The sequence below is a fragment of the Pseudoalteromonas luteoviolacea NCIMB 1944 genome (genome assembly GCF_001625565.1).
GTDB classification, from domain to species: Bacteria; Pseudomonadota; Gammaproteobacteria; order Enterobacterales; family Alteromonadaceae; genus Pseudoalteromonas; species Pseudoalteromonas luteoviolacea_F.
On sequence record NZ_AUXS01000011.1, the window covers coordinates 161899 to 177381 of the forward strand.

The following is a 15483-nucleotide window of genomic DNA, read 5'->3' on the forward strand; positions in this document are numbered from 1 at the left end:
TCTTTAATGATACTTTTAATTTGGTGTTGTACAAGTATTTCGAACATCGCACTTTACTTGACTATATTAATTTACTGTTTAACGCAATACAATAAATCGAACAAGTAATGGGCGTTATATTTAAAAGATTATAGGTATATGAAATACTTTAAGAAAATGATCGAGAATTATATCCCAGTCAATGATAATGAGTGGGCTGATGCGTGCGCAATATTTGACGTAAAACATGTCAAAAAGGGAACGCGGGTACATCATGCTGGCGAAGTATTTAGTGAGATATGGTTTATTAAACGTGGCTTAGCGAGATCATTTTTAAATGATATGAATGGTAAAGAACATACTTGGCAGCTCTATTTTCGCGGAAAAAGCAAACATGGTTTAAACCACTTTATGGACGATAGTGTCAGCTTTTACGAAAAAACAGGGTCAATGCTCAATTTTGAGACTCTAGAAGATTCGGTTTTTTATGTAACGTCTTTGGAAGCACTTGATAAGTTTATATCACAAGATAAAAAATGGGGGCGTTTAGCAAGAATATGGATGCATAACACTTATTATTCGGCTACATACAAGCGTGTCCTGTCTCTCATGTCAGAGACTGCTGCCCAAAGATATGACCGTTTACTTGATGAATACCCATTTATATTTAACCAAGTTAAGTCATATCACATCGCTTCGTATCTTGGTGTCGCTCCCCAAACATTGAGTAAATTAAAAAATGAATCTAGGTGAATGAATTTTAGTATTCCGCTGTTTACCATGTGTTTTTTCTATGGAGGAGATGAACAGTGAATACCTTTCAAAAATTTAAAAACCAGCAGGGACAAAGTTCCCAGCTTTACATCCGAAACGCCAGAAACGTAACTATCGCCAAAGTGCCGAGTGTCATGTGTAGCTATGGAGCATCATGATGGAACTGACACAAATAGGTGCACAACTGATCTTTATTGGGACTGTCTTTTTTCTTTTCGGTTTAATACAAGGAGCCCTGATACCGTCTGTGAAAAATTCCCGAATGGCTCTTTCTGGTCACTTGACAGCTGTCCAGTGCGCAATGGCACTGGTTATCTTTGGTGTTATCTGGTCGCTGGTAGAACTGCCTTTATCCTTAGATATTTTTGTGGCTTATGGCAGTGCATTGGGGTTCATACTTATTTGGCTTGGGATAACTATTGCGTCTGTGACTGGTGCGAGTAAAGCACTTCCAATCGCTGGTGCTGGATTTTCAGCTACTGTTACTACCGAGCTTATGGTTAAGATTATGGTACGCACGGGGTCACTGCTATCACTTATTACCTGCAGTTTGTTGGTTCTTGGGTTATTTCCAATACTTTGGCAGTCGCAATAAATGCATAACGAAGTCATCCAACCGGCCTATTTACATCTCGATTTTTGGGTTTGGCACAAGCGCCAGTCTAACCTCAAGAACACTCTGAACGTCGTCGGTGGATGGCGGCGTAATACATTCAAGGAATCGTATGATATTTAAAAAAATAGAAGAAATACATTGGAATAGAATTATAGAAATTCAGGATGAATCTTATCGAGAGATTGGCACTGAAGAATTAGATGTACTCAAAAGTAAAAATGCGGCATCTCCTGACACCTGCTTTGTATGTGTGTCAAAAAGTGGAGTGGTGCTCGGGTATTTGTTAGCCCACCCATGGCGTGGAACTTCCCCTCCCAAGTTGTTTGAACCTTTACCAAATATTACAGACTGTGAGTATTTATATCTTCATGATATGGCTATAAGCCCTCAATCGAAGGGGCAAGGAATTGGTCGAGCGGCGGCCTTAAAATTGATTGAAGTAGCAAGAAATAAAGGAATGAACAAAGTAATGTTAGTAGCGGTACAAGGCTCTGAAAGCTTTTGGGCGACAATTGGTTTTCAAGAGGTTAAAGGCGTCAGTGTATGTTCTAGTTATGGCGAAAAAGCGCAATTAATGGAGAAAGTGTTAGCTGTATCAATGTATCAATGGGGTCAGAGTCGTTGATTTCGCGCCGCTTACATTATAGCTAAGCAAATTTAGCATTTTAACAGAGGTGCTATGCTCAATTAGGGAGTTGATATTGAAAACAGAATTGATTGTTGAAGGATTAGAGAATTTTTATGATCTTTGGTCTTGCGGTGTTTCAGGTAATGCGCTCGAAGTGGCGAGAAAGATATCGGAAATCGAAATATGTGACCTTCAATTAGCAAAGAAAATAATTAAAGAGCCGGTTCACCTTAGAGTTGAACTTGGACTGGATATGGCTCTGGATGAAAAACACTACTTTGAACGTACGGGACTAAAATGCAAGCTTGTTCATGTGGGCCCAGATTTACTTAATCAATATAGCGTTAGTGAAACTGAAAAATTTATTATTGATGCTGTTGGCTGCATCCAGAATGCCAATATTCGAGAAACTAAGAAGGGGACATTTAGCTTATTTTCAAATGATGAATTAGTTGAGGTGGAGTATGAAGAAGATAACTTTTATCTCTATTTAGCATCTCTACGTTATTTGGCGCTTAAAAATAAAGTGGAGCATTACAAAGCGGTAAACTTTCCCTATCAATGGGGTCAGAGTCTTTGATTTGACTGCGGAAATACCAATATTCGGTCAGTGCCGATTATATTGTAAATAATAATCTATCAATGGGGTCAGAGTCGTTGATTTGAATTCGGAAATACCAATATTCGGTCAGTGCCGATTATGTTGTAAATAATAATCAACAGCCACCTTTTTTCTATCCATACATGAGTACTGGCTACTTTTTTTGCGTTTAAGCATGTTATTTGGTTTTGCATAGCATTACTTACCATCAGCTAGGAGTGTAACTGCTCCATTTTTTGTTCGATGGAACGATAATATTGGACTCAATAAATGACTGTTTACATGCGTTAGAGCCCATGTGATTATTGGGGCTTGTAATTTAAAGCGCTCTGTCGGAATTTATTAAGATTATATAGACGAGAATATACAACTAGGTATTTTATCAGTTAAAGGAGATTATTTCATGGGAGAAGATAACGATTTTTTTATTATTTACTCTGCTTTTCATGGAGCTGCGAGTGTAATAGGTGTAGCAAGTATTGTAATTGCCTTCGTAGCAGCATACAAATTTAGTAAGGTTAAGCAATTACCTTGGGGAAATGTCTTACTTTACTCCTTAGTAGTATCCCTTGGGCTTTCAGTTGCGGAGTGGGTAACGATCGACTTATTTTTGGAACCTTCTGCTGAAAGGGTTGTATTAGCGGAGAGTATATTTCTCTTTATATTGACCATCCCTTATTTGGTGGGTTGTATTGCCATTTATAAAATTGCTAACCATATTAGTCAGAATGAATAATAAAGCACCAAGTTGCTTCCTTTAGAGTGTGTTGTTACCACGTGCAATTGCCCTTTATATTTACATTCAAGTTACCAAAATGGTTGAACGATAGTGAAGTTTTTTATTTTATCTCTAGCTCTGATTTCGATAGTGTCAAATGCCCAAGAAAAGAAAAACACAGGCTTTAAAAATGTTGGTAGCGCTTGTTTTAAATAACCGGCATGGCCTTACGAAAGTATCACCGATATTTGTGTGTCTTTGAGCTAAATTCCGTGAGCCCTTTCTTTCCAGAAAACCGGCGCATGGAGGTTATAAAGAACTTTGTTAAGTCTCTGACGGCATTGAATTAACGGATCTAAAGGATGACATGGATCATGCTATGTTTTTGATTGTCTACCGTATCAGTTGTGTTTAAAACAGGCCTTACCAGGTAAGACAAACAGCGATGTTAGTTTTAAACTAGGTTTAACCAAAACAAAAGTATAAGCCCCCAAATAAAGGGGCTTATACGGTAATTATCTCCTAAACAATAATCCCTGGGATCTCCTTTCCAAAGCCAAGGTCAACGCCGCAGGCCTTTGCTGCGGTATGAAGTACATCATGTTGGTTGTAACCTGAGCCCATATTACTGACTACGCCCCGGTTTATACGTGCACCGCCACCTGCCATCAAGTAAGAACAGGGGTTTGCAGAGTGTTTATCTGCATGTCCCATATCCGAAGTTTCTAAAACGACTGTGCTATCGAGTATGCCTGCTGCTTTTAGCTTTTGGATCAAGTACGCACTTAAGCTACCTAGGTGGCTGCGCATTTCGGTATAGTAGGGGTAGTTAGGTTGGCCGTTGCTCCCGCCATGTATTGCATTATGATAGTGGCCTTGGAAATTCAGCTCGGGAATACGAAATTCCGCTTGGTGGTTACCAAACGCCAGAGATACAGAGCTGGTCAAATTGCATTGTAAGGCTGCCACGGCAATATCAGCCTGTAAGCGTGCCTGTTGACTGAATGTATCAAAGGTCAAAGGGAATTCAGTACTATCTGGAGCAATACCGCAAGACACGCCGCCATATAAGTCATCTAAGCGGCGCTGGGTATCTGAGATCGCATCGAGGTGGTCATTCATCCTTTGCACCTCATAACCTGCGAGCCTGTTTTTAATCGCATTGGCAGCCGACATGTGTGCATTCATGATAGGCGTTTTACTGTTGCTGCCTTGTGCACTGCCAAACACCATTTTAAATACGGTGAAAGGGTTCTCCTGGAATGGCAAATGATTACGGTTGTCTTTGGTTAACTGCCCTTGGCCATTGCTGTGAACGCCCAAATTTAGATAACGAAATGGTAGGTTTGGACCTAACGCATTCCCCATTGTGACGTCATAACTGTCACTGCCCCAATTTTGAGCAAGCAGGATTGGCATTCGACCATGTCCCGCGTTGGAATGTGACATGTTGACCATAAAGTTACATTCGGTTTTGACTGGTTCATAGCCTGCAGACATCACGCCTAACTGCATGCTTTCACCACTTCCCGTTGGGTTCCAAAGTGATGATATTGATCCTCCAGGTATATAAATTGATACGGTTTTATTCGGTAGCCCAGCGTTCTGCGCGTCCGCATCTCTTGCGTATAGCAAACCAGATACTAATGGCGAAGTACGGATCAGGGCGGTAGAAATCCCCGATGCCATAAACACTTTTAATAGTCTACGGCGCGACATCATCATGTTATTTAAATGTTCATCTTTCATTTTATTAACCTTATGTATTGTGACCCGCACTATTCATTTCTGGACCAAGCCTTGCGATAGCGCACAGACTTTAATGAACCAAACTTTTCTAACATGGCTCTTGGGCTATTTTGCATCATGGCGTTAGTGAGTGTGTTTATTTCGCACATGTAACCGATTTGTTCTGTTTCGGATAAGCGCTTATCTTCTTCGCTGGTTGGGTCGACTGAATCGTGACCAACCCCCATAACGTAGCGGAACATTTGTTGTGGTAGGCAGCTTTGAGCGGAAGATAGATCAGCGATCACAGCACCTAATTGTTTAGCGCCATTAAATGGAATTGATTCACTGACTTCTGCATATTTCTCAGGCGCGAAGAGGGTACCCGATGCATCTATCGTATTACCATTATTATCGGCACTTCTCACTTTGCCCACCGCGTCAAAGTCTTCCATTCCGAATCCCATCGGGTTGATATACTTTTCGTGACAAGCAGAGCAAGGTTGGCCTTCTGTTAAGCTGTGATATTTAAGTTTGTTTGTGGTTGCTGGGTCTTGCAGCATATCAGACAGCTCAGCCAGTCTTTGCTCTCGGGCTTCAAAAGTCCCCGCTGGTGGATCAGGCTGATCTTGACATAGCATACGACGGCGCACCCGCACTGAGCGTAGGATAGGGTGAGACTCGGCAACTTCAGCCCAGCGAGACATAAATGCACCATTGGCTAATATGCCACCACGCTCTGTGGTATCTACCTTTTGCAACTCGTCACCAGTTACACCTGCTATATTGTAGTGCTCTGCCAATAATTGATTTACAAACGTGTAGTTAGCGGTATAAAGGGAGCTGAAACTTTCATCAGGCTGGGTCATTATGTATGAAAAGGTTTCACTCATCTCGGCCTTCATTGCCGGCACCAATGCAGCAAAACCTGGGTAGAAGTTTTGATCTTTGGTTGCAACTTCTAAACTTCCTGTGCCTAACCAGCTACCTACAAAGTCTCCAAGCACAGATTTAGCACTTCCAGCAAGACGATTTGCATGGGCTATAATATTGGCTTCATCACGCAGCTCGTCACGCTCCGCGGCCTGCCAAAGTTGCTGATCAGGGGTTGAGCCAGTAAATGTGTAAGATAAGAATGTGGCCATCTCCCAAGATGTCAGTTCGAATGCGTCAGCATCTAGCTCTGAGTTATCTGGGTTGGGTTCTCCTAATTCATGACGATAGATAAATTGGGGTGAAGAGAGTAGCCCTTCTAAGGCGAGCTTCATACCCGCTTCAACATCTCCACCGTGGAAAAACCCAGTGGCTATCATTTTGTAATTTTGAGACTCCTCTTGCGTTAATGGACGGCGGAATATTTGCGGTGCCAGCTCGTCAACCAGACTGTTAGCACAGTCTTCATCAATTGTTGAACAACTTAAAGCGGGAGAAAAGTTATTCTCAGCTACCCACTCTGATAGCTCTTCAGCCACTAACAAGTAATTGCTGTAGTTAGATGGTTGCACACTGGCATGGGTATTGTTGATGAAAAAGCCGACTTGAGAGTCAGGGGATAAACCATCAGACACAGTAAAGTCTACACCTAGTAAGTCCTCGACCGTATTTTGGTACTCGGTTTGCGTTAATATCTTCAACTGTCTTGCCCCATATGCCACGGGGGCAATTCCTACATCACAGGTCAAAGGTGCTGGCCAAAGTGTTTGTAGATACGCAGCGATATCTGTTGCACATTGCTCATCACACGCACTTGGTGTGCCGTAAGGCATGGTGGTGACAATGGTGTCAATCAGGGTTTGTATATCTCGCTCAGTATCAAGGGCTGGAAATGAGCCCAAGCCGCCAGCTTCTGAGCCGTGACACCCTGCACACCCTGATTGATAAAGTTGCATACCTCGGGCAACGGGATCAGTTTGCGTGACAACCACACGCTCAATATTACTTGGCTCTGAAGGTACTGAGTTGTTGAGTGCAATCACTTTGTAATCAAACTCGCCCGACTCGGGCAAACCAGACTCAAAAAAGTTCGAGTTTGATGCCAGCTCGGCAGCGGTTTGCCAGCGGCCATCAAGGCTTTTAAAACGAACCAGATAATCGGTCTCGTTATTGCTGTTGTCACGCCAATTCAATTGCGCTTTACCATCGATTGACAGCACGCTTGCGCTGAGCTCTGTCGGCGCAACAGGTTTATCTGCCATCACAACTGGCTCAAAGCTGTCTTGCTCGGCAGACAAATAAGTGAGGTTAAAGTAGACAGGTACAGATTCACCAATGCCGGAGAGATTAGCGACAACACGTAAAGCTTCTATACCGTAATCCATATCAAAGCTTTTACTGTCGATGATAATAGGGGAAAGCGTGCTGACATTGACCTTGCCAGTAGCAAGTTTGACAACCAACACATCAAGGCTTAGCTGATGATTAACCCCATGTAAGCTCAAGTCACCAGTAATATTTTGAATGACAGGATGACCAATTTCCATGTTAGTTAAAAGCGCCGTGTCAATTTGAGCACTAAAATATGCAACGGGCAATAAATCCGTTTCAAACAATAGATCTAAAATTCGACTATTTCTGATATCTACACCAGTCGAGATGCTATTTAGATCAACTGCCAGTTTAACGTTTCCATCTGCGTCGATACTGCCAGACAGGGCCGGAGAGTCATCATTTTGCGTAATAAACTGATTGAGCTCCGCAACGTGATCTTTTTTTACGGACACATAACTCAGTGAAGAGGCTGTGCTATCGAGTTGCCACAAACCTGTTTCTGTCACATCATCGGGTGGCGTTGTGGGCGCTGAGCTTGTGCAAATATCACCGCTTAAAGTCATGGAGATGTTATCGGTTAAGCCATTTTTGTTGGCGACAAAACCCAAGCCAAATGACTGATTGGCATGGATAGTATGATTTTGTGACGTAATGGTACAACCCATGTCATTGCAGTCGAAATTGCCATTCCAGCTATTTTGCAGCGAAATGCCTTGATTCCACGTGAGCTCGATGGACCAATCATTAAAGCTTTGACCTGACTGATTTTCAATGACTATCTCAGCTTTAAAACCACTGTTCCAATTGTCTGGTATAGTGAAAGAGCACTGTGCAGCGTGAACCAAAGAGGCACAGGTCAGCAGGCTCACACTAGCAGCGAACTTGGCGATTTTGGGCGCGCTTGGCCAAATATCAGTCAAGGTAAAAAAGCGTGTTAAATTATTGCGTTTCATCTTCTTTCCCTCCTATTGCTGCGCTTCAAAAACGAGATTAAAGCTCACCGGCACGGCGTAACTGATCACAGATAAATTCGCCAGAGTTTTAAGCGTTTCAATGCCTGACTCCAAGCCAAAGTCTGTTACGTCTAGTACGATGGGGGTTAGGCTTTGCACCAAAATTTTATTATTCGCAAGGCGTCGAATTACGACATTCGCGTTAACTTCTTTTATGACGCCTGAAAGATTTAGCGTGGCTGAGATAGATTGTTTTTCAGTGCTGCCAACAGGGAGTGCAACTAACGCAGCATAGTCAATAGAGAGTAGGGCTTCGGCGGTTGGGAATGACTCTGTATCGAATAAAAATTCTTTCATTCTGCCATCACGGGTATCGTTACCGGTATCAACACTGTTCAGATCAATGGCTAATCTTGCTACCCCTTCAGGTGTAATACTGCCGCTGATATTATTAAACGTGTGCGCTTCAACTAGGTGCTGTTTTTTAATCGAGACAAAGTAAAGGCGAGAGCCTTGAGGGTTTAACACAAATGGTTCGCTTATGGGTGGTGTCTCTGGCGCTGATACTTGAATACTGATTGGATCACTTACCGTACTAATTACCCCGTCACTGACTGTTAAAGTGACATTAAATACACCTTCTTCTTCATAAACATAGACAGGGCTTGGCTCGCTTGAAGTCTGTCCGTTGCCAAAGTTCCAGCTAAAAGTCAGGGGATCGCCGTCTAAATCTGAGGATTCACCGCTGTCAAAGCTTACCGATAAAGGGTAGTCACCTGCTACCACAGAGGCCGATGCAATCGCTGATGGCGCGTGATTAATATCGCCGTCTAGCGAGCATAAACCGCCGAGGGATGGTGTGGTTGGGGTGTCATTTTCTTGCGCCTTTTGCGCATTAAAACCAAAATTTAAACTTTGACCAGGGTTGATTGTGCCATTGTAATTTTCATTGATTACTTCATAAGGGTTATTTCCACTGTGGCGACCATGCCAAACCCCAGTCAACTTGGTGTTATCTGAAAAAGCCATGAGCACTTTCCAGTTTGAAATGGCAACAGCTTCAGTATTGGTGATGGTAACTTTGCCACGAAAGCCTGAGATCCACTCTTGTTCAACTTCAAAAGTACATTGCGCTGACTCTGGCTGAGCGTCACTAATCGTGACTTGAATCGGAGCAGCGGGATAGTCTTTTGTACCATCACTGATAGTCAATAAAACAGAGTAAGCCCCAGCTTGCTCAAAGATATGCTGGGGGTTTATGTCATTTGAACTGTGTCCATCACCAAAATCCCAGCGATAACTTACATTGTCTGACGGTAAATTTGTCGCTTCGCTGGTAAAGTTGATTGTTGCGGGGGCTGTGCCTTGATTTTCAGACGCTGACGCCACAACCTTCACGTTATCATTTGGTGAGCTTCCCTCACAAATACCAAATAACCTTGGTGTAGTAGCGTCCTGTCCGTCACTTTTTTTGACGTTAAAGCCAAACGATTTGGACGAACTCGGATTGATAGTGTTGTTCCAGCTCAGGTTTTTAAATTGATATGGACTGTTACCGCTCAGTTGGGCTCGCCAAGCATTATTGATTGACTCACCGTGAATAAATTCTAACCCCACTTCCCAGCCATTGATGGCGGACTCAGTGTTGTTATACACGGTAACTTCTGCGGTATAGCCACTTTGCCACTCATTTTTAACCTTGAACTCGCATTGCGCAGCCAAGCCGTGTATGGGATGTCCCAAAGCCATTAGGCAGAGACCGATTTTTAAAAATCGGTGCTGCTTGCTATTGTATCTATGTTGTCTCATGAAAATTCCCCGAAACATTGCCATTTGACATGTTATTTCCTTGCTGCTCATCGCTGAATAAGCGAACGACCAGATCTCACAGGCGGCAATAGCTAGCGCAATACTCAGGTATAATGAAAAACCAAGGGTTGGGGATATGACATGATATGCCATAGGCGTGAATACCGATCGGCTACGCAACGCGCATACAAACCAGAAGTATGCACATTGTCAGCAATATAAGCGTTGGCATTCAGCAACCCCGCTATCTTAGTTTTCACCTTAGACCGGAAGCTTTGCGTCCCTTTCTTTCAAAAGGTTTGCTATTTTAAGCCTGTTAAAGCAAGTTAGCTTAAAAGCGCAATAACCGCAAAGCCCCAACTGCAACTTTCACAGTATTTGCACATTTCATCTTGATATACCCAAACAAAAGGGATTCTGTGAGACTTCTCTGTCTACAACCATATGATTTACTTAAAAGTGGCAAAACTGCATTGTGGATTCTACGCTTAGGTGTTGTCTCTATTTAATTCCTGATAATTCAAGGTCGGTTAGTTTATTAACAAGGGTTGTTTATGACGGTTGAGCAAAAATTGGAAAGTGCACGTCTGGAGTTACTTGATATGGGGCTGAGGGCAAACCCACAGCTAAACTATCGTAGCAATAGCAAAGCGATAGACATCATAGACGAGAAATCTGAGCAAATTTTTGAGTTGCTCGTTGAAAAAGAAAAAACGATGAGCTTTTTACCTTTGCCAAAAGCTTATCAAAAAAACATTTCAGACGATGATAAAAGTACTTTTTTTCAATCTGATGATGATACAGAGTTACCACCTCTAGATTTATACTTGGAACAGCAAAAAGGCGAATCCCGGTTCAATGATAAATACCTTCAAACTGGGTTTATGCCTGCCAAGCTTGATAAAGCACTTTTAAAGCTCGAGGCGGATGCGCACACAATGTTGCAAGAACAGGGTATTGAAGTGATGTATTTGGCTCTCGGTTTTTTGCAATGGAACGAACCGTCAAATACACGAGTATCACGATACGCGCCTCTAATTCTGGTACCTGTCAAGTTAACCAGATCCTCTGCAAGAGATAGTTTCAAACTTAAATACACAGGAGAAGAGCTTGGTTCCAATCTAACTCTTGCTGCGAAACTAAGAACTGAATTCAATTTGAAACTCCCTTCATATGCCAACGAAGACACGCTAGAAGCCTATTATCAAGCCGTTGCGGATGCTGTTGCTAAGCAGTTATCTTGGCGAGTGCACCCAGATAAAATCGGCTTAGGGCTTTTTTCATTCGGAAAGTTCCAAATGTATATGGATTTAGACCAAATTAGCTGGCCTGAAGGAAAAAAGCCTACTCAGCAGTCGCTAATTAACCGTCTATTGAGCAGTGGTTTTGACTCTGAAATCGTGTTCAACGAAAGTGAGTTGAAGCACCCAGAAAGACTTCATTTGGTAAAAGATGCTGACTCCAGCCAAATTTCTGCGATTCTCGCAATGAAGTCGAGCTCTGATTTTATTATTCAAGGCCCTCCTGGCACCGGAAAGTCTCAAACTATTACCAATATCATTGCAGAAGCGGTTGCTCTTGGAAAAAAAGTACTATTTGTAGCCCAAAAAATGGCGGCATTAGAGGTAGTCAAGACTAGGCTAGATGAAGCCCATCTAGGGTTTGCGGTTCTTGAACTGCATAGTCACAAAAGCACAAAAAAAGCAGTACTAACTTCAATTTCTAAATCTCTTCAGCAAGGTAAACCCCAGATTGTTGATAGAGACCGAGAGTTAACAGAGCTTACGACCACCAAGTCTTTACTGGATTCTTATGCAAAAGAAGTACGAATACCCATTCTTAAAAGCAAAATTAACTACATAGGCGCTCTCGGTAAACTAATGCAACTAGAGGAAAAGCAAACAGGTACACCAATTCCATTAATACCGTTTAGCGTGTTTTCTAATTGGACTGATGAAACTTACAGCAACGTTTTAAAGATAGTCGATGAATTGACTCTGCAGTTGAAACAACTTGGTGAGCCAGCTAACCATCCGTTTTCTATGTCAACACGGAAAGATTTTTCTCCGGCACTACATCAAGAGCTATCTGAAGTGATATTGGCATTGCAAGGAGAGGTGAGCAGGCTGGCTTCTCAAGGCCAAAAAGTCGCTGACAGCCTTCAGGTCGATATTCCAATATGCTTGAAGACCATATCTAATTTAATTTATACAGCTAATTGGTTATCTGATGTACCTGATTTACAAGGAGTAAAGGTTGACAATACCGTATGGGTTTCAGACGAGCAGAAGATAACACGCGGATTGGAAATTATGGACAGAACAATTTCGCTTAAAAAGAAAGTTGAAGCGGAGTTTATTTTGGCTGTGTTTGATGCTGATTTACTGAGTATTCGAGAAGGGTTGGTAGGAAAAACAGATAAATGGTGGCGTATTTTTTCTCCAAGCTATCGCAAATCGAAAAATAAGCTGTTTGGTTTGTGGAAAGGGGCTCTGCCCTCTGATCCTGCAAAGTGGTTAATTGCATTGGACACTGCGTTGGAATACCGGAGCGTAAAATGTGAATTTGATAATTACGCTACTATTTTTTCAAAAGCATTTGGTGCATTGTGGCAGAGTGAGCATTCTGAGAAAGCCGAACTTCATGGTGTATTTGAGTGGATCAAGAGCTTCTACCAAAAAGTAAAAAGTGGCCAGCTACAGTTGAGACTAGCAAAAGTAATTGATGCTGGTGTAGATAAACAGTTGTTACTTAGTGATTTAGAAGTTTTGAACAAGCTGCATGGTGAATCCTTACGTCTGAGTGAGCGAATTGTAGAAATAGTCGGGATAGATGTGCAAATTGGAGGTTATCAACTTTCGGCTATGAAATTTAGTGATCTACATAATTTGTTGTCGAGTTGGGGAAAGCCTGAGAAGTTATATGAGTTTGCACGATATAACCAAATTATCGAGGAACTCGAGCAAAAAGAAGCTCAACCTTTAATAAAACTTGCCTACAACTGGAAAGAGTCCCCTGAGTCTTTGCGATATATTTTTGAGAAAAGCTACTATCAAGGCTTGGTTGATTATGCATATACCAATTCAATATCCATTCGACAATTTGATAGGGTAAAACATGAGAGGACCATCGAGAACTTTAAGCAGGTGGATGAAGGCTGCTTATTCTACGCTCAGGAAAAGCTGGCGAATCAATTGTTTGAACAACTACCCAATAAGAATTCAAAAGGAGAAATGGAGCTGGTCTTGAGAGAGCTTAGCAAAAAGACTCGCCATATTCCTTTGAGGAGATTACTAAGTGAAGCTGGTAATATTATTCAAAAAATTAAGCCAATTTTCATGATGAGTCCTATGTCAATAGCGACATATCTCAAGCAAGGTGCGCTTGAATTTGACTTGGTGATTTTTGATGAGGCTAGCCAGATACCTGCACCTGATGCATTAGGAGCTATGATGCGTGGTAACCAAGTGATTGTTGTTGGTGATAGTAAGCAGATGCCTCCTAACAATTTATTTGGGAAGTCGGTGGAGCTTGATGATGAAGAACTAGAAAAAAGTGATACAGCTGAAATAGAGAGTATTCTTGCATTGATGGAATCAAAAGGTGCGCCAAGTCATATGCTTAAGTGGCACTACCGCTCACGCCATGATTCATTGATAGCCGTTTCAAATGAACAATTTTATAAGAACGAGCTGATTGCTTTTCCAAGTCCTGGGGGTCATCGCGATGCAACCGGACTGAAGTTCCACTACTTGCCAGATACTTGGTACGACAAAGGAGGGTCAAGAACCAACACTGGAGAAGTTAATGCCATAGTTGTTGCTGTTCTAAAACACGCAATGACAAAGCCCCATTTATCACTCGGAATAGTTGCATTTAGTTTGTCTCAGCGTGACGCAATCATTCTCGAGCTTGAAAAAGCGCGTCGGTTGCACCCAGAAACTGATAGTTTTTTTGATCGTCATAAAACTGGTGATGAGTTTTTTGTTAAGAACTTGGAAAATGTGCAAGGTGATGAGCGAGACGTTATCTTCATTAGTATTTGTTATGGAAAGACAAATTCAGGACAGATTAGTCAGAACTTTGGCTTGTTAAATAAGCCAGGGGGAGAGCGGAGACTAAATGTCTTAATATCAAGAGCTCGACTGTCTATGGAGGTTTTTGCAAACTTTCATGGAAATGAGCTTAAAGTGGATGATAAAAGCCCATTTGGGTTGCGTTCATTGCAAGCATTTTTAGAATTTGCAGAGTGCAATGTGGTACAGACTAATGTTGGAGGTGAGCAAGGTTTGAATTTTGCTTTTGGCCAAGTAGTACAAGAAGCAATTCAAAGCATAGGCTATCAAGTTGCAACACGAATTGGAAATCAAGGTTATTTCATTGATTTAGCAATACGTCACCCAAGCCACCCTGAGCAGTTTGTTTTAGCACTTCAGTATGATGGTGCTGGTTATTTTGAAGCCGTTTCAGCAAGAGATAGGGAACGATTGAGGCAAAGTGTACTTGAGGGGTTAGGGTGGAAATTCGAACGCATTTGGTCAACTGACTGGTATAGGGATCCAAAGTCAGAGTTGCAAAGGTTAAAAGTTGTGATTGATGAAGCCATACTTAGTCATGATGCTAATATGGCCATAATAGAAAGCGATACTACTCAAAAGTTCGAACTGGAGAGTGCATCATCGACTTCTATTGATCCGGAGTATCAAGGAGCGCCTTCTGTCTTACAACGAGCTGAAGTTGAGCAAGAGCCTAAATTTGATGCGTGTAATACTCCATATAAAAAAGTTGATTCGTCTGAACTCAATATGCCTAAAGTAGATGATTTTAGTGCTGTTCCATTGAGTGTGTTGGAGCATGCGATAGAACGAGTTGTTGCAAGTGAGTACCCCATTTTTTCATCCATAGTTGCGAGCCGATTGGCTAATGCCGCTGGTTTGTCTCGTGTAGGTAGTAAGATAAAGCGAATAGTTGAACAGACAATTAATGGCTTGAATAACAAGAACATTATTCAAAAGGGCGATAAAGGAGTTTTATGGCCCAACGGAGTATCGACTGTTAAGTTGAGGAATTGGGACGCAACTGATGCCTCAATGAAAAAGTTGGAAAATGTCTCAGATGAAGAGTTAACAAATGCATTACTACTGACAGTTAGGGATGCACATGCAATAAACATTTCAGACTCGGCATCTGCTGCACTTGGCCTGCTAGGTTTTCAACGTGCAACAGCTCAGGCTGTTGAAAGGGTAAATAGATTGGCAATTGAACAATGCAAAAAAGGCGTCCTCATAAGTGAAAATGATCGGTTAAAAATAGCTGTAAGAAGCTGATTTTGATTTTTTATTTATCAATGGTTTAAATTAAAATAAGTGCATGCTGGTTTTCTATTACGGTTTAAAAATTAATATGTTG

At 41.9% G+C, this 15483-nt stretch carries 9 protein-coding genes and 1 riboswitch; of the genes, 6 read left to right on the plus strand and 3 right to left on the minus strand.

Annotated elements, in window-relative coordinates; genetic code table 11:
* The first annotated feature begins 138 nt into the window (after positions 1 to 138).
* The 5 genes from N483_RS01075 to N483_RS01095 all read left to right on the plus strand — a co-directional run bounded on the left by N483_RS01075 (position 139) and on the right by N483_RS01095 (position 3334).
* On the plus strand, positions 139 to 732 hold the full coding sequence (locus tag N483_RS01075; RefSeq protein ID WP_023398071.1) for a Crp/Fnr family transcriptional regulator: 594 nt from the start codon (positions 139 to 141) through the stop codon (positions 730 to 732).
* A 175-nt stretch (positions 733 to 907) separates the two neighbouring features.
* Positions 908 to 1348 carry a hypothetical protein gene (locus tag N483_RS01080; RefSeq protein ID WP_036975165.1) on the plus strand — a complete coding sequence of 147 codons (441 nt, stop codon included), beginning with the start codon at positions 908 to 910 and terminating at the stop codon, positions 1346 to 1348.
* Between the two features lie 130 nt (positions 1349 to 1478).
* A complete protein-coding gene (locus N483_RS01085) occupies positions 1479 to 1994 on the plus strand; it encodes a GNAT family N-acetyltransferase (protein ID WP_023398069.1) in 516 nt (171 codons plus the stop codon).
* A 76-nt stretch (positions 1995 to 2070) separates the two neighbouring features.
* The gene (locus tag N483_RS01090; protein ID WP_023398068.1) at positions 2071 to 2577 is read left to right on the plus strand and encodes a hypothetical protein; all 507 of its coding nucleotides are present in this window, start codon (positions 2071 to 2073) and stop codon (positions 2575 to 2577) included.
* Positions 2578 to 3001: 424 nt separating this feature from the next.
* Positions 3002 to 3334 carry a hypothetical protein gene (locus N483_RS01095; RefSeq protein WP_023398067.1) on the plus strand — a complete coding sequence of 111 codons (333 nt, stop codon included), beginning with the start codon at positions 3002 to 3004 and terminating at the stop codon, positions 3332 to 3334.
* A gap of 504 nt (positions 3335 to 3838) precedes the next feature.
* Here N483_RS01095 and N483_RS01100 read toward each other — a convergent pair.
* The 3 genes from N483_RS01100 to N483_RS26515 are packed head-to-tail and all read right to left on the minus strand — an operon-like array spanning position 3839 to position 10074.
* Positions 3839 to 5065 (minus strand): DUF1552 domain-containing protein, encoded by a 1227-nt coding sequence (locus N483_RS01100; RefSeq protein ID WP_023398066.1) that lies wholly within the window; start codon positions 5063 to 5065, stop codon positions 3839 to 3841.
* Between the two features lie 29 nt (positions 5066 to 5094).
* Positions 5095 to 8265: a DUF1592 domain-containing protein gene (locus tag N483_RS01105; protein WP_023398065.1), complete on the minus strand. Its 3171-nt coding sequence runs from the start codon at positions 8263 to 8265 to the stop codon at positions 5095 to 5097.
* A gap of 12 nt (positions 8266 to 8277) precedes the next feature.
* Positions 8278 to 10074 (minus strand): cellulose binding domain-containing protein, encoded by a 1797-nt coding sequence (locus tag N483_RS26515; RefSeq protein WP_023398064.1) that lies wholly within the window; start codon positions 10072 to 10074, stop codon positions 8278 to 8280.
* 231 nt (positions 10075 to 10305) lie between these two features.
* Positions 10306 to 10388: riboswitch (cyclic di-GMP riboswitch) on the minus strand.
* Between the two features lie 240 nt (positions 10389 to 10628).
* Between N483_RS26515 and N483_RS01115 the strand changes: the two genes are divergently transcribed.
* A complete protein-coding gene (locus N483_RS01115; protein ID WP_023398063.1) occupies positions 10629 to 15401 on the plus strand; it encodes a DUF3320 domain-containing protein in 4773 nt (1590 codons plus the stop codon).
* Positions 15402 to 15483: the final 82 nt, after the last annotated feature.